Source organism: Ectopseudomonas khazarica (genome assembly GCF_004521985.1).
Taxonomy (GTDB): Bacteria; Pseudomonadota; Gammaproteobacteria; order Pseudomonadales; family Pseudomonadaceae; genus Aquipseudomonas; species Aquipseudomonas khazarica.
Genome location: NZ_SBHZ01000021.1, coordinates 54,317 through 70,147, shown reverse-complemented (window position 1 = coordinate 70,147; position 15,831 = coordinate 54,317). Strand labels below are relative to the sequence as shown.

The window sequence follows — 15,831 nt, the reverse complement described above, 5'->3', positions numbered from 1 at the left end:
CTATTAAGCGTGATATGAGACAGGACAAGCGGGCCGCCCCCAAGGCGCCGATCAACGAAAACATTACCGCCCGCGAAGTGCGCCTGATTGGCGCAGATGGCGAGCAGATCGGTATTGTTTCGATCGATGAAGCATTGCGCGTGGCTGAAGAAGCCAAGCTGGATCTGGTAGAGATCTCGGCTGATGCAGTACCGCCAGTTTGCCGCATCATGGACTACGGCAAGCACCTGTTCGAGAAGAAAAAACAGGCTGCGATTGCCAAGAAGAACCAGCATCAGCAGCAGATCAAAGAGATCAAGTTTCGTCCAGGGACGGAAGAAGGGGATTATCAGGTAAAACTACGCAACCTGATACGTTTCCTTGAAGATGGGGACAAGGCCAAGGTATCTCTGCGATTCCGCGGCCGTGAGATGGCTCACCAGGAGCTGGGGATGGAGCTGCTCAAGCGGGTCGAACAAGACCTGATCGAGCTCGGCACCGTCGAACAGCATCCTAAGCTGGAAGGACGCCAGCTGATGATGGTCATCGCTCCCAAGAAGCGTAAATAACCTCCCGGGCACTGGCAGGCCTGATGGTTATCAGTTGTTAATGAATGCGGAGTACTAAACATGCCAAAAATGAAAACCAAGAGTGGTGCTGCTAAGCGCTTCCTGAAGACTGCTTCGGGTTACAAGCACAAGCACGCTTTCAAGAGCCACATCCTGACCAAGATGTCCACCAAGCGTAAGCGCCAGCTGCGTGGCAGCTCGCTGATCGGTCCGTCGGACGTCGCAAAAGTCGAGCGCATGCTGCGCGTTCGTTAATCGGTCAAGATACTTAGAGGTAATTACTCATGGCTCGTGTTAAGCGTGGCGTTATCGCTCGTGCTCGTCACAAAAAAATCCTGAAGCTCGCCAAGGGCTACTACGGCGCTCGTTCGCGCGTGTTCCGTGTTGCCAAGCAAGCGGTGATCAAGGCAGGCCAGTACGCCTACCGTGACCGTCGTCAGCGCAAGCGTCAGTTCCGTGCACTGTGGATCGCTCGTATCAACGCTGGTGCTCGCGTCAACGGCCTGTCCTACAGCCGTCTGATCGCTGGCCTGAAGAAGGCGTCGATCGAAATCGACCGTAAGGTCCTGGCTGATCTGGCAGTGAACGAAAAAGCGGCGTTTGCTGCGATTGTCGAGAAAGCTAAGGCCGTTCTGGCTTAAGTCCCCCGACAATCACCGGGTTCGCCCGGTGGCAACGTCAAAGATAGGGGAAGAGCCTTAACAGCTCTTCCCCTATTTCGTATCTGGAGTCTGTAAATGGAAAATCTGGATGCATTGGTCTCCCAAGCGCTCGAGGCCGTGCAACAAAGCGAAGATATCAACGCCCTGGAACAGCTCCGGGTTCAGTACCTTGGCAAGAAGGGCGAACTGACTGCCCTGATGCAGACCCTGGGCAAGTTGTCGGCCGAGGAGCGCCCGAAAGCCGGCGCCCTGATCAACACTGCCAAGAGCCAGGTGCAAGACGCCCTGAATGCCCGCAAATCCGTGCTTGAGCAGGCCTTGCTCGCCGAGAAGCTGGCGTCCGAGCGTATCGACGTGACCCTGCCGGGCCGCGGTCAGGCCTCCGGTGGCCTGCACCCGGTGACCCGCACCCTGGAGCGCGTCGAGCAGTTCTTCACCCATATCGGTTACAGCGTTGCCGAAGGCCCGGAAGTCGAAGACGACTACCACAACTTCGAAGCGCTCAACATCCCCGGCCACCACCCGGCGCGGGCGATGCACGACACCTTCTATTTCAATGCGAACATGCTGCTGCGCACCCACACCTCGCCGGTCCAGGTGCGCACCATGGAATCGCAGCAGCCGCCGATCCGCATCGTCTGCCCAGGCCGTGTCTATCGCTGCGACTCCGATATCACCCACTCGCCGATGTTCCACCAGGTCGAAGGCCTGCTGGTCGACGAGGGCATCAGCTTCGCCGACCTCAAGGGCACCATCGAGGAATTCCTCCGCGTGTTCTTCGAGAAGCCGCTGGGCGTGCGCTTCCGTCCGTCGTTCTTCCCGTTCACCGAGCCGTCGGCTGAAGTCGACATGCAGTGCGTGATGTGCTCGGGCAAGGGTTGCCGCGTGTGCAAGCAGACCGGCTGGCTGGAAGTCATGGGCTGCGGCATGGTGCATCCGAACGTGCTGCGCATGAGCGGCATCGACCCGGAAAAATACTCGGGCTTCGCCTTCGGCATGGGTGTCGAGCGCCTGGCCATGCTGCGTTATGGCGTCAATGATCTGCGCCTGTTCTTCGATAACGACCTGCGGTTCCTGGCGCAATTTCGCTAGCGCCGTGCCCTCGTCATCGAATTCGTTTAAGGAGAACAGACAGTATGAAATTCAGTGAACAGTGGCTGCTCGGCTGGGTCAGCCCTGATGTATCGCGTGACGACCTGGTCGCGCGTCTGTCCATGGTCGGCCTGGAAGTCGACGCCGTTCAGCCCGTCGCCGGTGCCTTCAGCGGCATCGTCGTGGGCGAGATCCTCAGCGCCGAGCAGCACCCGGACGCCGACAAGCTGCGCGTCTGCCAGGTAAGCAACGGCGGCGAGACCTTCCAGGTGGTTTGCGGTGCACCCAATGCCCGCGCCGGCATCAAGGTGCCGTTCGCCATGATCGGCGCCGAACTGCCGGGTGACTTCAAGATCAAGAAGGCCAAGCTGCGCGGTGTGGAATCACAGGGCATGCTCTGCTCGGCTTCCGAGCTGCAGGTCAGCGATGACAACAGCGGGCTGATGGAGCTGGCGGCCGATGCGCCGGTGGGCCAGAGCCTGCGTGATTATCTCGGCCTGGATGACGTGTGCATCGAGCTGGGGCTGACCCCGAACCGCGGCGACTGCCTGTCCATCGCCGGCCTGGCTCGCGAAGTCGGCGCCATGTACGGTGCTGCGGTCACGCCGGTGGCCATCGATCCGGTGGCGCCGGCGCATGATGAAGTGCGTTCGGTGGACGTGCTGGCCACGCAGGCCTGCCCGCGCTACCTGGGGCGCGTCATCCGCAACGTCGACCTGTCGCGTCCGACGCCGCTGTGGATGGTGGAGCGCCTGCGCCGTTCCGATGTGCGCAGCATCGATCCGGCTGTCGACATCACCAACTACGTGATGCTCGAGCTGGGCCAGCCCATGCATGCGTTCGATCTCGCCGAGATCAACGGCGGCATTCGCGTGCGCATGGCGGAAGAGGGCGAGAAGCTGGTGCTGCTCGATGGCCAGGAGGTCAGCCTGCGTGCCGATACGCTGGTGATCGCCGATCATCAGCGCGCCCTGGCCATTGCAGGGGTAATGGGTGGCGAGCACAGCGGCGTGAGCGGCAAGACCCGCGACCTGTTCCTGGAAAGCGCCTTCTTCGACAACATCGCCATCGCCGGCAAGGCTCGTTCCTATGGCCTGCACACCGATTCCTCGCACCGCTTCGAGCGGGGCGTCGACTCGCAACTGGCGCGCCAGGCCATGGAGCGTGCGACCGCATTGCTGCTGGAGATCGTCGGCGGTGAAGCCGGCCCGATCATCGAGGCTTGCAGCGAAGCCGACCTGCCGAACGTCGCACCTGTGACGCTGCGTGCCGAACGTATCAGTCAGATGCTGGGCATGGACATGGACGCGAGCGAAGTGGAGCGTCTGCTCACCGCGCTGGGTCTGGGCGTCAGCGCCCAGGGCGCCGGTCAGTGGCAGGTCAGTGTGCCGAGCCACCGCTTCGATATCAGTCTGGAAGTCGATCTGATCGAAGAGCTGGGCCGACTGTACGGTTACAACCGTCTGCCGGTGCGCTACCCGCAAGCCCGCCTGGCGCCGCAGGCCAAGGCCGAAGCGCGCGCCGAGCTGCCTGCGCTGCGCCGCCTGCTGGTCGCGCGCGGCTACCAGGAAGCGATCACCTACAGCTTCATCGATCCCAAGCTGTTCGAGCTCTTCGCCCCAGGTGTCGAGCCGCTGCAGCTGGCCAACCCGATTTCCGCCGACATGGCGGCCATGCGTTCGTCGTTGTGGCCGGGCCTGGTCAAGGCGCTGGAGCACAACCTGAACCGTCAGCAGTCGCGCGTGCGCCTGTTCGAGAGTGGCCTGCGTTTCGTCGGTCAGCTCGAAGGTCTGCAGCAGGAAGCCATGCTGGCCGGCGTGATCAGTGGCAGTCGCCTGCCGGAAGGCTGGGCCAACAGCCGTGACGGCGTCGACTTCTATGACCTCAAGGCCGATGTCGAAGCGCTGCTGGGCTATGCCGGTGCGGTCGATGCCTTCAGCTTCGTGCCTGGCGAGCATCCGGCCCTGCATCCGGGCCAGACCGCGCGCATCGAGCGAGAAGGGCGCCTGGTCGGTTTCATCGGTGCCCTGCACCCGGAGCTGGCCAAGACCCTGGGATTGGATCAGCCGGTCTATCTCTTCGAGCTGGTGCTGGCCGAGGTCGCTGCGGGCCGCATGCCGGCGTTCAGCGAACTGTCGCGCTTCCCCGAAGTGCGCCGTGACCTGGCGTTGCTGGTCGATCGCGAGCAACCGGCCGAAGCCGTGCTGGCGGCGATCCGCGAGACAGCGGGTGAATGGCTGACGGACCTCAAGCTATTTGACGTCTATCACGGTAAAGGCATTGATCCGCTTAGAAAAAGCCTTGCCGTCGGCTTGACCTGGCAACATCCATCGCGCACTCTTAATGACGATGAGGTGAGTACTACTACGCAAAATATCCTCACCTGCCTCGAACAAAGGTTCAACGCCACGTTAAGGAAGTAGCGTATGGGGGCTCTGACGAAAGCTGAAATGGCGGAACGTCTGTATGAAGAGCTCGGCCTGAACAAACGGGAAGCCAAGGAACTGGTGGAGCTGTTTTTTGAAGAGATCCGCCAGGCTCTTGAGCTGAACGAACAGGTCAAGCTTTCCGGGTTCGGCAACTTCGACTTGCGCGACAAGCGCCAGCGACCCGGTCGTAACCCGAAAACAGGGGAAGAGATTCCAATCACGGCTCGCCGTGTGGTCACTTTTCGTCCAGGGCAAAAATTGAAAGCCAGGGTCGAGGCCTATGCTGGAACCAAGTCATAACGACGAATTACCGGCAATTCCCGGCAAACGCTACTTCACCATTGGTGAAGTCAGCGAACTCTGCGCGGTCAAACCTCACGTTCTGCGCTACTGGGAGCAGGAATTCCCACAGTTGAACCCGGTCAAGCGGCGGGGCAACCGCCGCTACTATCAGCGCCAGGACGTGCTGATGATCCGGCAGATTCGAGCATTGCTGTACGATCAGGGTTTCACCATTGGCGGGGCGCGCCAGCGCCTCTCCGGTGACGAGGCCAAGGACGACACCACCCAGTATCGTCAGCTGATCAAGCAGATGATTGCGGAGCTCGAGGACGTTTTGCACGTCCTGAAGAAGTAAGGCCAAGAAAAAGTTGCCTTATTTCAAAAGCTTAATGTATAGTTCCTCCCGCTTTCGGTCACCCGGAAGCATCGTCGGGGCGTAGCGCAGCCCGGTAGCGCACTTGCATGGGGTGCAAGGGGTCGAGTGTTCGAATCACTCCGTCCCGACCAAAAAACCCTAAAAAATCCAGTCACTTAGCAGTGACTGGATTTTTTTATGGTTGATGATTTCAGGGTCTTCAGGATTTAGGGTCCGTATAGGGTCCATCGCCTGCTAGGGTCCGACTCCGGCAATCAGCGGCCAGCGATCATGCACCCATGCCTGAGCTTCAGGCGCTTCTGTAGTGATCACGTAGACCTTCTGTTGCTCACCTTCTCCAATCACCAATCCCTCTATCACCTCGCCCTTGGCCAGGTCGAACCAGTGGCTCACCTTGCTCTCGTCTTTTTCCATGAAACGTAGGGCAAGGATGCGGACACGCATCGGCCCGTACTTCTCCCACCTGCCTTCTTCGATTGAACTGAGCCTCGCCCAGCCGCCCTGCGGGCCTTTCCCAGGTTGTTCTCGACGCCGACCCCACGGCACCCACAAGACCTCCTGACCGAACTGCGCAACTGCGGCGTGCAGGACATTTTCGTCGCCTGCGTGGATGGCCTGAAGGGCTTCCCCGAGGCCATCGAGGCGGTGTTCCCGCACACCAGCGTGCAGCTGTGCATCGTGCACATGGTCAGGCACAGCCTGAACTACGTGTCCTGGAAGCGCCGCGCCGAGGTGGCGGCCGACCTGAAGCGGATCTACCAGTCCAGCACGGCGGACGAGGCGGAACTGCGCCTTGGCGAATTCGAGACCAAATGGGACGACGACTACCTGCCGATTGGTCAGTCCTGGCGGCGCAACTGGGCCCGGATCACGCCGTTCTTCGACTTTCCGCCGGAGATCCGCAAGGTCATCTACACCACCAACGCCATCGAGTCGGTGAACATGAGTTTGCGCAAGATCACCAAGAACCGGGGCTCGTTCCCCAGCGATGAGGCGCTGCTGAAACTCTTCTACCTGGCACTGCGCAACATCAGCAAGAAATGGACGATGCCGATCCGCGACTGGAAGGCGGCGCTGACGCGCTTTACGATCAGCTACGAAGACAGGCTGCCGCAGCAGTAACCCCAACCCCGGTTACACAAAATTCTGCACACCCTCCATTGAAGTGCTTGGACAGGCTGGCTCGAATGAGTCCTTCAAGCGCATCGCAAAAGCCGCTGGAAGTGACTGGCCGCTGCGCACTCACCAGTGCCGGCGAACCTATGCCCGTTGCTTCGTTGAGTCGCGGATGGGGCGCACCTCGCTCGTCTTCCTCAAGTGGCAGCTCAAGCACAGCAGTATGAGCATGACCCAGCTCTACGCCTCCAATCCGCTCCAGGATCTGACGCTGTTCGATGAGATCCTGCAGCAGATGACGGAGTTCAAGATCGACCTCATTGAGTCCTGGCTTGATGACCAGCCTTTGGCAGGTGGTGCCGGGAGCAAAATCGTTGAGTTGCGTGCGATTCCGGTCAAGGACAGGGCCGCCTTGCTGGCCCAAACGGCACCTCATGCGAACATTCGCGCAACCGGTCACGGATGGTGCATTGCCACTGAGCGTGGTTGCGGAGGCGCTGGGTTGTACGAGGCCACCAGGTGCCCTGGGTGCAAACACTCGGTGATCGATGAGACGTTTGCAGGCACTTGGCAAGGCATCTACTCCCAGCAACGGGAGCTAATGAAAATTGAGGACGCAGGGCCGGCAGTGAAACAGCGTGCAGAGCGCGACCTGCAGGTCGCCCTCGACGTGATCAATAGTCTTGGGTTGTCGCCGGATGACCAGGAGCTTGAGGAGGCTGTGAATGGCTAGCAAGTCGACCGAGCCGTCCAAGGGCCGCTCTCGCCCAAAGACTGCCGATGCGCTCAACAAGGTCATCGATAGGATGCTCGCCGGCAATGAGAAGCTCTCCATCTCCTCGGTCGCCAGAGCGGCAGGCGTCACCCCCGGGCTGATCCATAACACCTACCCGGCCGTGGCGGAGCGTATCCGCAGCCTCATAGGGAAATCGACGCGCGCTCAGCGTGATTCGAAGCACCAGGCGCTCATGAAGGAGAAGGATCTCAACAAAGCCCTCCGCGCAGAGAACAGCCTACTTCTGGAGGAGATCGCTCGCCTTGCCTCCGTGAATCAACGCCTCATGCTTGAGCTAGCACAGCTGAAAGGTGTTGCTCAAGGCAAGGTCATCGAGCTTGCGCCAAAACCAGGGGCAAAGTAGCTCCTGGGCATCACTCTGCAGTCCAGAGTTGATTTAGCCTGGTCGTGCAAGGGTGTACCGGACATTCTCTGACTACTCGATCAGCGGTAGCTTGACATCTCTCCGTTCGAAATCTAGTCTACCAACTAGTAGGTAGACAAACAGAGGGCATCACCATGCAGTTCAAAGGTCGCAAGCTTCTGGTAGTGGGTGGCACGAGTGGCATTGGTCTCGAAACCGCGCAGATGGTCGCCGAGCAAGGCGGTTCGGTTGTGATCGTGGGCAACCGCCCTGAGAAAGCCGAAGCTGCACGCCAACAACTGGCCGCCGTTGCCGGCGAAGACAAGGTCGTGGCCTATGCTGTAGATCTGACCGATTTCGCCAGCGTCCAAGCGCTGATCGAGAAACTGGCCGCAAGCCACAAGGACATTGATCTGATGGTCAATTCCGCGGGTATCTACTACCCGAAAGCATTCATCGAGCACTCGCTTGAGGATTACGACAACTTCCTGAATCTGAACCGCGCCATCTTCTTCCTAACCCGTCAAGTAGCGGCGGAGCTGGTAGCTCAGGGCAAACCCGGTTCGATCGTGAACGTCACCGCGGTAGCAGCCAGGCAGGCGGTCGAGGGTGTTCCGGCCTCGGCCTACTCGATGGCCAAAATTGGCCTGGACACCTTGACCACACACGCGGCAGCAGAGCTGGCCCAGCACGGTATTCGCGTCAACTCGGTCAGCCCGGGTATTGTGGAAACGAAGATCTTCGAGCGCTTCATCCCCGGCGATCAGTTGGCTGGTGCGCTGAATGACTTCAACAATTTCCACCCGCTGGGCCGTAACGGCACTCCGCGTGACGTTGCTGAGTCCATCGTGTTCCTGCTCTCCGACAAGACGTCCTGGGTGACCGGTGCTGTTTGGGACGTGGACGGTGGGGTCATGGCTGGCCGTAAGCAAGGTAAGTAAGATAACTGCGTAGTGGCCGGAATCGCTCTTTTCTGGTCGGGGCGATTACGGCAGGAGAAGTTATGGCACTGGCAACACGGGACGCGTTAATTCAAGCCGCTGAAGGGCTGATGCGCACTAAAGGGTATGCAGCGTTCAGCTATGCAGATCTTGCAGACGCGGTAGGTATTCGCAAGGCGAGCATTCACTACCACTTCCCTACAAAGGAAGACTTGGGGATCGCGATCGTCGAAGAGTACGTCTCGCGGGTGCAAGCCGAGTTCGAGCGAATCGAGATCAATCAGGCAGGTGCAGTTGAGAGGCTCAAGGCTTTCTTTGTGCTCTTCTACTCCAGCACCGAGGGTGGTCTGTTGCCATTGTGTGGTGCGCTAGCAGCTGAAATGGCTGCATTGCCCGACGGGCTTCAACGCCTGACACGACGGTTCTTTGATGTGCAGTTGTCTTGGTTGACCAGAGTGATGGACGAAGGCATTGCCGCTGGTGAGTTAGCCCGGGGGCGAGGGGCCAGAGAAAAGTCTTACTTGCTGCTCAGTATCCTTGAGGGATCGAGCTTCATCAACTGGGCCACCAGGGAAGGTGAGACTGTGAATATTGCTGTCATTCGGATGATCGCAGAGTACTGATCTCTGCCTACAACAGGGCCGATACGCGACCCGCGTCGGCCCTATTTTTGGCCGATCTTACCTATCAACTAGTAGGGTGGTAATCATGTCTAGTATGCCTAACTGGGAACAAACCATCACCGACGTCAGTGCCCGCCTGAAAGAGTTCGGCGCACATTCCCCCGACACCCTGCGTGGCGTGGCAATGCTCGGTAATGCAGGTAACAAAACCAATCGCCTTGATGCGAAGACCCGTGAGCTGATCGCACTGGCAGTTGCCGTTACCACGCGCTGCGATGGCTGCATTGCGTTCCATGCGGCAGAAGCCAGGAAGCTCGGCATTACCACCGAGGAAGTGGCGGAAGCTCTCGGCGTGGCCGTGAACCTGAACGCCGGTGCGGCAGTGGTTTACAGCACTCACGTCTTGGATGCGATGGATAGCAAACCTCAAAGCTGAGGTCCCTCCGCGGCTGATCCATACCAAAGTGCTCCGCGCCGCGATTGAAGAGCTTTCGAGTGATGAAGAGGCAATCAGTGCAACCAGCTGTTCGATTTCTGGCTGTTCGCACTGACAGGGTTATCGCCTTCGGGTGTTTCGTTTTTTTGATTTTTTATCCACGACTTTAAGAGGTTTTGAAAATGGACAAGCTTCTCAACGGTATCGACGTCGCTGCTCTGCAAGCCTTCGCACAGGGCGTTGCTGAAGATGCATCCAAGCGTCACGCACGCTTCAACGTGAAGACCAAGTGGGAGCATCAGACCCGCACCGTAGCCACCGTGAACCGTTTTCATCTGAGTGGTAACGACTACCCGCGTGACATCAAGATTGCGGCCGACGAGCCACTGGAGCTGCTGGGAGCAAACTCTGCCCCAAACCCGCAGGAACTGCTGATTGCCGCTCTGAACGCCTGTCTCTCCGTGGGCTATGTGGTGAACGCTTCGGTCATGGGCATCACCATCCACAACCTTGAAATCGAGACCGATGGTGAGTTGGATCTGCGCGGCTTCCTGGGCCTGGACGAGAGCGTCAACCCCGGTTTCGACGAAATCAGCTACGTCGTGCGCATCCACACCGATGCACCTGTCGAGAAGGTGGAAGAGCTACACCGCATCGTCACCAAGACTTCCGTGAATCTCGCCAACTTCTCCAAGGCCATTCGCATGGTGCCAAAGCTGGAAGTCGTTGTCGGCTAAGCCAGCCGATTGATTCAGGTATTCGTTTGAAGAGGTTGAATATGAAAAAGCTGTTTTCTCCATACAATCTGGACAGTCTGGAGCTGGCCAACCGGGTAGTTATGGCACCGATGACCCGCACCCGGACGGAAAACAATGTTCCGACCGAACTGACCGCGCTGTATTACGCGCAGCGGGCCTCGGCGGGCCTGATCATCACCGAGGGCCTGCCGATCTCCGACGAGGGACGTGGCTACCTGTATACCCCGGGAATCTACACGGACGAGCAAACCCGTGCCTGGCGAGAAGTGACTGATGCAGTGCATGCCAACGGCGGCAAGATCTTCGCGCAGCTCTGGCACGTGGGCCGCATGTCCCATGTGTCGCTGCAGCCAGGAAATTCTGCGCCGGTCTCGGCGAGTGCAGAGCCAGCAGTAGGTACTACTGTTTATGCTTGGGTCGAGCCTGGTCTCCCTGGCCCGGTCGCACCGAGTGTCCCCCGTGCACTGAGCGTCGATGAGATTCGCCGTGTCACCGACGACTTCGTTGCCTCCGCCCTGCGTGCGGTCGAAGCCGGCTTCGATGGAGTTGAGCTGATGGCCGCGAATGCCTTCCTGTTCGATCAGTTCCTGAGCAGCCAGATCAACACGCGTACAGATGAATACGGCGGATCGATCGAGAATCGTCAGCGCTTCTTGCTGGAGACCGTCGATGCCATTGCAGACGCCATTGGGAGTTTCCGTGTCGGCGTGCGCATCTCGCCATTCGGTCGGCTGTACGACCTGCGTCCCTACCCTGAGGAAGAGGCTACCTGGAAGAGCGTTGCAGCTGCACTGAATGAGCGCGAGTTGGCCTTCGTCCATCTCAACTACCAGCCAACACTGGATGCAGTACCGTTCCCGGAAGGCTTCTACAAGAGCTTCCGCTCGCTCTACAAAGGCACGGTTATCGGCGCCGGTGGCTTCACCGCGGAGCTGGCAGAGGCCGAGCTGCAGAACGGCAATCATGACTTGATCGCCTTCGGCACCCCGTACATCGCAAACCCAGACTTGGTCGAGCGGATGCAGAACGGTTGGCCTCTCGCACCAAGCGATCACTCCACCTTCTACGGCGTGATCGGGGCGAAAGGCTACACCGACTATGCGCCTTACCAGGAATAACCGTTTCGGCTGATCCACAGCGTAACTCAACTACTGAAGGTGTCTGGCTATGCCACTGGTAACTGTGAAAGGTATCGAAGGGGTTTTCTCTACCGAGCAAAAGGCCGAGATCATCAGCAAGATCACCGACGCCATGGTCTCTGTCGAAGGCGAGAAAATGCGTGGTGTGACCTGGGTCGTTTTTGAGGAAGTGAAGAGCGGCGACTGGGGAATCGGCGGTGAGCCCATCACCACCGAGAAGGTACGAGCTCTTCAGAACAGCTGATGGTGAAACTGGCCCGGCCTGAGCTTTGCGCGGGTCGGGCCAGCCAGCTCATTTCTTCGGCTTGTATACCTCTTTTTTTGCGTACTGGATCAACCAGTTCCTTGTTGACTCATTCGTTCCAAGGCGCTTCCAGCGCCTGTCGCCACATGGTGAATTTTCGTGCTGATAGGCGAAAAAAGTCGAAATTTGTTAGTCGGAAAAAAGCGTTATGAATCAGTGTGTTATGACCTACTAATTGTTAGGATCATTCAGATATAACTGTTGGCGCTGATGGAAAATTGACCCACCCTGCCGATTGAAATTTGACCCAGGGCGGATTGCTGATTTTGTTACCAGCAACTGTGGATAAGTCTACCAGCGCAGCTGCTTTTGAACCCACTCCCTCGCTGTCCCAGTTCAGCTGTTGAAGACCTGCCACATGCAGCCATGCAGCAGGCCGTCGTCGCCATGAAATCAGAACGGCTCATCGTCCTCCGGTTCCTGGCCGCCTTTACGCTTTCGCTCTCGTGATTTGATCTTGGCCTGGGCCGCCAAGCTACTGTGTTGCAGGCGATAGGACTCGTTACCGGTTTCGACGATGTGGCAGTGGTGGGTCAGCCGATCCAGCAGGGCGGTGGTCATCTTGGCGTCGCCGAACACGCTCGACCATTCGGCGAAGCTCAGGTTGGTGGTGATCACCACGCTGGTGTGTTCGTACAGCTTGGACAGCAGGTGAAACAGCAACGCACCGCCAGCCTGGCTGAACGGCAGATAACCCAGTTCGTCGAGGATGACCAGATCCATGCGCAGCAGTGTCTGGGCGATCCGCCCGGCTTTGCCGTCGTGTTTTTCGCGCTCCAGCAGATTGACCAGATCGACCGTGGAGTAGAAGCGCACGCGCTTGCCATGCCGGGTGATGCCGGACACGGCCAGCGCGGTGGCTAGGTGGGTTTTACCGGTGCCTGGCCCACCGATCAGCACCACGTTCTGCGCGGTGTCGGTAAAGGCCAGGCTGGCCAGCTCGCTGATCAGGCGTGCGTCGGCGCTAGAGGCGTTGAAATCGAAGCTGGCCAGATCGCGGTGCATCGGCAGCTTGGCCATGTTCATCTGGTGGCTCACCGAGCGCATGGCGCGATCTGTGTGCTCTTGTTCCAGCAGGTGTTCGAGCAGCCACTTGGACGAGGCTGTGTTCGACTCACCCTGTGCAGTTAACTCCGCCCAGGCCGTGGCCATGCCGTGCAGGCGCAGCTCCTTGAGTTCCGCCATCAAATCACGCATGACCGACCTCCTCGGCCTGGCCACGCAGGCGGTCGTAGCGCGCCGTGTTAGCGACGGGGGCTTCCTTGAGCGACAAGTGGGTTTCGACGCTGGGTGGTGGTTCGGTCGCGGCCAGGCGCGCCACGACATTGAGGATGTGTTCGGCGCTCAGGCTGCCGCTTTCCAGTACCAGCTCAACAGCCACCAGCACCGCATCGAGCCCGGCGACCGGTACGGCAGCCAGAACTTGCGCCATGATCCGGTCACCGCCGGCATGACGCCCCAGACCGTGCTTAAGCTGACGCAGCGGCGCCGGCAGATCAGCAAAGGGCGCGCCGTTGCGCAGCGCACCGGGCTTGCGTTCGATCAGCGGGAGGTAGTGCTGCCAGTCATAGCTGACCTGGTCGCGATCCAGCAAGCGGACATGGCTGGCGATCAGCGCGTCGTCAGCCACCACCTCGATTCGCGTCGGATACAAACGGCTGCTGACCCACTTACCCGCGTACTCACACGGCACCGAGTAGCGGTTGCGCCCGACGCTGACCAGGCAGGTACTGGAGACCCGCGCAGGCCGCTCGACGTAACCGTCGAATGGCGCTGGCACAGGCATCAGTTCAGCGCGCTCCAACTCCAGCACTTCGGCTACACTCAGCCCGCTGTATTGAGGGTGCGTCAGCTCGTTCCAAAGCGCGCGGCAGCGCTGGCCCAGCCAGGCATTGAGTTCCTCGAAGGAGTGAAACTGGCAGTCCTGGGCGTCTAGCCAGATACGCCTGCGGCTGTCTTGCACGTTCTTTTCAACGATGCCCTTTTCCCAACCAGCGGCGACGTTGCAGAAGTCCGGATCGAACAGGTAATGCGCGCACATCACCGCAAAGCGCGCATTCACCGCCCGGCCTTTGCCCTTATTGACCTTGTCGACGGCGGTCTTCATGTTGTCGTAGATGCCCCGGCGCGGCACGCCGCCCAAGGCGCCGAACGAGCGTGTATGGGCGTCAAATAACATCTCATGGCCCTGGCTCGGATACGCCACAAGCCAGAACGCACGGCTGGCACACAGCTTCAGATGTGCCACCTGCATACGCCGGTAAATGCCGCTGACCAGCAAGCCTTCCTCGCTCCAGTCAAACTGAAACGCCTCGCCAAGAGCAAAGGTCAGCGGCACAAAGGCCTGCGACGCCTTGCCCTGTCCCCCTCGCCAGGCACGGATAAACGCGGTGAGCTGGCTGTAGCCACCGTCATAACCTTCGGCTTTGATTTGCGCCAACAGCGCCTTGGCACTGCGCCGCTGTTGCTTGGGGCGCAGCGAATCGGCTTTTAGCGCCTGCTCTAGCGTGGCGTGAAAAGGGCTGAGTTTGTTAAAGATCGCGCGGCGTTGGTACACCGGCTGCTTGGCCTCAGGTGCTCTGACCCACTTGCGAATCGTGTTGCGCGCCAGCCCGGTGCGCTTGGCTATCTCATGCAGCGACAGCTTGTCGCGGAAATACATCCGGCGGATTTTGCCCATCATTTCCATACTGATCACCCTGTGTTCTCCTGCTCAATAATTGAGCAGAAGCAGTTGAACACCTGGGTCAGTTTTCAGTCGGCAGAACAGCCTCTACTGGGTCAGTTTTCTGTCAGCGGCAACAAGATATAACGACGGCTGCGTCATCGCTCGCACACGTGAAGCCAAGCAGCTTGGGATCGCTATGGGCGCTGCGTATTTCGAAATCCGAGAGGAGCTACGCCAGCTTGGCGTGCAGGCGTTTTCGAGCAACTACGCGCTATACAGCGACGTATCGAACAAAGTCATGCGCTGCATCCACGGCCAGGTGCCCGACATCGAGCAGTACAGCATTGATGAAGCATGGGCAGACCTAACGGGCCTTCAGGGCGATCTGACTGCAATCGGGAAAGCTATCAAAGAACGCGTCTGGAGCGAGTGCGCGATGCCCGTAGGTGTGGGTATAGGACATACCAAGACGCTCGCGAAACTGGCGAATTACGCAGCTAAGAAATGGCAGAAGGCAGGCGGGGTGGTAGACCTCACTGATCCCATTCGCCGCGACAAGCTGCTCCGGATTGCGCCTGTGGACGAAGTGTGGGGCGTCGGTCGCAGACTTACGAAGTCGCTCGAAATCATGGGTATCAAAACGGCCTGGGATCTCGCTCAAGCCGATCTAGCGATCATTAGGAAGACATTTGGCCGCGTTCTTGAACGAACAGCGAGAGAGCTACGCGGGGAAGAATGGCTGCGCATGCATCAAGCGCCGGATCTCAAGAAAGAGATCTGCTCATCAAAGATGTTTGGCACCAAGCTGCGGAAGATCGAGCCGATCCGAGAGGCTCTGGCGAGCTACGTCGCACGTGCCGCCGAGAAGCTGAGAGAGCAGGGCAGCCTGGCCGAGCACATGGTCATCAGCCTTCAAACCTCCGGCTTCGTCGAAGACCGGGAGCGCTACTTCAACAGCGTCCGCTGCATCCTGCCTCATCCTACTAACGACACCTTGCTCATGACCCAGGCCGCCACCCGTGCGTTGGAGCGCATCTTCAGGAAGGGCTACGCGTATTCGAAAGTCGGCGTTTTGCTAACAAACCTTTGCCCAGCAGATGGGTACACGCCGGATCTGTTTGCGGAGCCGCCTCGTAGAAATAGCGAGCGGCTGATGGCGGCTATTGACCAGCTCAACCAGAGGTACGGGAGAGGGGCTGTTCGTGTAGGGACGATCTGGCCAGGGGGCAGGGTATGGCAGATGAAGAGGGAGATGCTGTCGCCTTCGTATACGTCGAGCTGGCGTGAGCTGCCGAGGGCTGGCTAATCGCCTCGCCGC

The 15,831-nt window shown here is 59.2% G+C and carries 19 protein-coding genes, 1 tRNA gene and 1 pseudogene; 18 read left to right on the top strand and 3 right to left on the bottom strand.

The genetic code is table 11. The features are described 5' to 3' along the window. Positions 1 to 14 precede the first annotated feature (14 nt). The 8 genes from infC to EPK82_RS22030 all read left to right on the top strand — a co-directional run bounded on the left by infC (position 15) and on the right by EPK82_RS22030 (position 5,520). Positions 15 to 548: a translation initiation factor IF-3 gene (gene infC, locus EPK82_RS22065; RefSeq protein WP_037055100.1), complete on the top strand. Its 534-nt coding sequence runs from the start codon at positions 15 to 17 to the stop codon at positions 546 to 548. 60 nt (positions 549 to 608) lie between these two features. Next, on the top strand, positions 609 to 803 hold the full coding sequence (gene rpmI / locus EPK82_RS22060) for a 50S ribosomal protein L35 (protein WP_003243407.1): 195 nt from the start codon (positions 609 to 611) through the stop codon (positions 801 to 803). Positions 804 to 832: 29 nt separating this feature from the next. Further along, the gene (gene rplT / locus EPK82_RS22055; protein ID WP_003243409.1) at positions 833 to 1,189 is read left to right on the top strand and encodes a 50S ribosomal protein L20; all 357 of its coding nucleotides are present in this window, start codon (positions 833 to 835) and stop codon (positions 1,187 to 1,189) included. A 96-nt stretch (positions 1,190 to 1,285) separates the two neighbouring features. Next, complete coding sequence (gene pheS / locus EPK82_RS22050) at positions 1,286 to 2,302, top strand: phenylalanine--tRNA ligase subunit alpha (RefSeq protein WP_134678038.1); 1,017 nt, start codon at positions 1,286 to 1,288, stop codon at positions 2,300 to 2,302. A 44-nt stretch (positions 2,303 to 2,346) separates the two neighbouring features. Continuing rightward, a complete protein-coding gene (gene pheT, locus EPK82_RS22045; protein WP_134678037.1) occupies positions 2,347 to 4,725 on the top strand; it encodes a phenylalanine--tRNA ligase subunit beta in 2,379 nt (792 codons plus the stop codon). Positions 4,726 to 4,728: 3 nt separating this feature from the next. Further along, positions 4,729 to 5,031, top strand: coding sequence for an integration host factor subunit alpha (gene ihfA / locus EPK82_RS22040; protein WP_003243414.1), 303 nt, complete (start codon positions 4,729 to 4,731; stop codon positions 5,029 to 5,031). Further along, on the top strand, positions 5,012 to 5,368 hold the full coding sequence (locus EPK82_RS22035) for a MerR family transcriptional regulator (RefSeq protein WP_013716019.1): 357 nt from the start codon (positions 5,012 to 5,014) through the stop codon (positions 5,366 to 5,368). The genes ihfA and EPK82_RS22035 overlap by 20 nt, the downstream gene beginning before the upstream one ends. 75 nt (positions 5,369 to 5,443) lie before the next feature. Further along, positions 5,444 to 5,520, top strand: a tRNA-Pro gene (locus tag EPK82_RS22030). Between the two features lie 103 nt (positions 5,521 to 5,623). Here the strand turns inward: EPK82_RS22030 and EPK82_RS22025 are convergent. Continuing rightward, positions 5,624 to 5,833: a hypothetical protein gene (locus EPK82_RS22025; protein WP_208651172.1), complete on the bottom strand. Its 210-nt coding sequence runs from the start codon at positions 5,831 to 5,833 to the stop codon at positions 5,624 to 5,626. A 111-nt stretch (positions 5,834 to 5,944) separates the two neighbouring features. On the opposite strand from EPK82_RS22025, the pseudogene EPK82_RS22020 reads away from it, so the two are divergent. From EPK82_RS22020 to EPK82_RS21975, 9 genes and pseudogenes are all read left to right on the top strand, one after another. Continuing rightward, positions 5,945 to 6,511, top strand: a pseudogene (locus EPK82_RS22020) (IS256 family transposase); the annotation flags it as partial. Positions 6,512 to 6,734: 223 nt separating this feature from the next. After that, positions 6,735 to 7,238, top strand: coding sequence for an integrase (locus EPK82_RS22015; RefSeq protein WP_234426409.1), 504 nt, complete (start codon positions 6,735 to 6,737; stop codon positions 7,236 to 7,238). Beyond that, positions 7,231 to 7,644 carry a hypothetical protein gene (locus tag EPK82_RS22010; protein ID WP_015060171.1) on the top strand — a complete coding sequence of 138 codons (414 nt, stop codon included), beginning with the start codon at positions 7,231 to 7,233 and terminating at the stop codon, positions 7,642 to 7,644. The genes EPK82_RS22015 and EPK82_RS22010 overlap by 8 nt, the downstream gene beginning before the upstream one ends. 155 nt (positions 7,645 to 7,799) lie before the next feature. Continuing rightward, complete coding sequence (locus EPK82_RS22005) at positions 7,800 to 8,585, top strand: SDR family NAD(P)-dependent oxidoreductase (RefSeq protein WP_003125309.1); 786 nt, start codon at positions 7,800 to 7,802, stop codon at positions 8,583 to 8,585. A 62-nt stretch (positions 8,586 to 8,647) separates the two neighbouring features. Then, complete coding sequence (locus EPK82_RS22000) at positions 8,648 to 9,208, top strand: TetR/AcrR family transcriptional regulator (protein WP_015060170.1); 561 nt, start codon at positions 8,648 to 8,650, stop codon at positions 9,206 to 9,208. Positions 9,209 to 9,302: 94 nt separating this feature from the next. Then, a complete protein-coding gene (locus EPK82_RS21995) occupies positions 9,303 to 9,644 on the top strand; it encodes a carboxymuconolactone decarboxylase family protein (RefSeq protein ID WP_003125308.1) in 342 nt (113 codons plus the stop codon). Positions 9,645 to 9,826: 182 nt separating this feature from the next. Next, positions 9,827 to 10,381, top strand: coding sequence for an OsmC family protein (locus EPK82_RS21985; RefSeq protein WP_003125306.1), 555 nt, complete (start codon positions 9,827 to 9,829; stop codon positions 10,379 to 10,381). Between the two features lie 41 nt (positions 10,382 to 10,422). Then, positions 10,423 to 11,520, top strand: coding sequence for an alkene reductase (locus EPK82_RS21980; protein ID WP_003125305.1), 1,098 nt, complete (start codon positions 10,423 to 10,425; stop codon positions 11,518 to 11,520). 49 nt (positions 11,521 to 11,569) lie between these two features. Then, complete coding sequence (locus EPK82_RS21975) at positions 11,570 to 11,785, top strand: tautomerase family protein (protein ID WP_003159697.1); 216 nt, start codon at positions 11,570 to 11,572, stop codon at positions 11,783 to 11,785. A 453-nt stretch (positions 11,786 to 12,238) separates the two neighbouring features. Here the strand turns inward: EPK82_RS21975 and istB are convergent, their stop codons facing one another. Beyond that, the gene (gene istB / locus EPK82_RS21970; protein WP_125940584.1) at positions 12,239 to 13,042 is read right to left on the bottom strand and encodes an IS21-like element ISPst3 family helper ATPase IstB; all 804 of its coding nucleotides are present in this window, start codon (positions 13,040 to 13,042) and stop codon (positions 12,239 to 12,241) included. Beyond that, positions 13,035 to 14,534, bottom strand: coding sequence for an IS21-like element ISPst3 family transposase (gene istA / locus EPK82_RS21965; RefSeq protein ID WP_134678048.1), 1,500 nt, complete (start codon positions 14,532 to 14,534; stop codon positions 13,035 to 13,037). The genes istB and istA overlap by 8 nt, the downstream gene beginning before the upstream one ends. 100 nt (positions 14,535 to 14,634) lie before the next feature. Here istA and EPK82_RS21960 point away from each other — a divergent pair, with 100 nt between their 5' ends. Continuing rightward, positions 14,635 to 15,819, top strand: coding sequence for a Y-family DNA polymerase (locus EPK82_RS21960; RefSeq protein WP_134678036.1), 1,185 nt, complete (start codon positions 14,635 to 14,637; stop codon positions 15,817 to 15,819). Positions 15,820 to 15,831 lie beyond the last annotated feature (12 nt).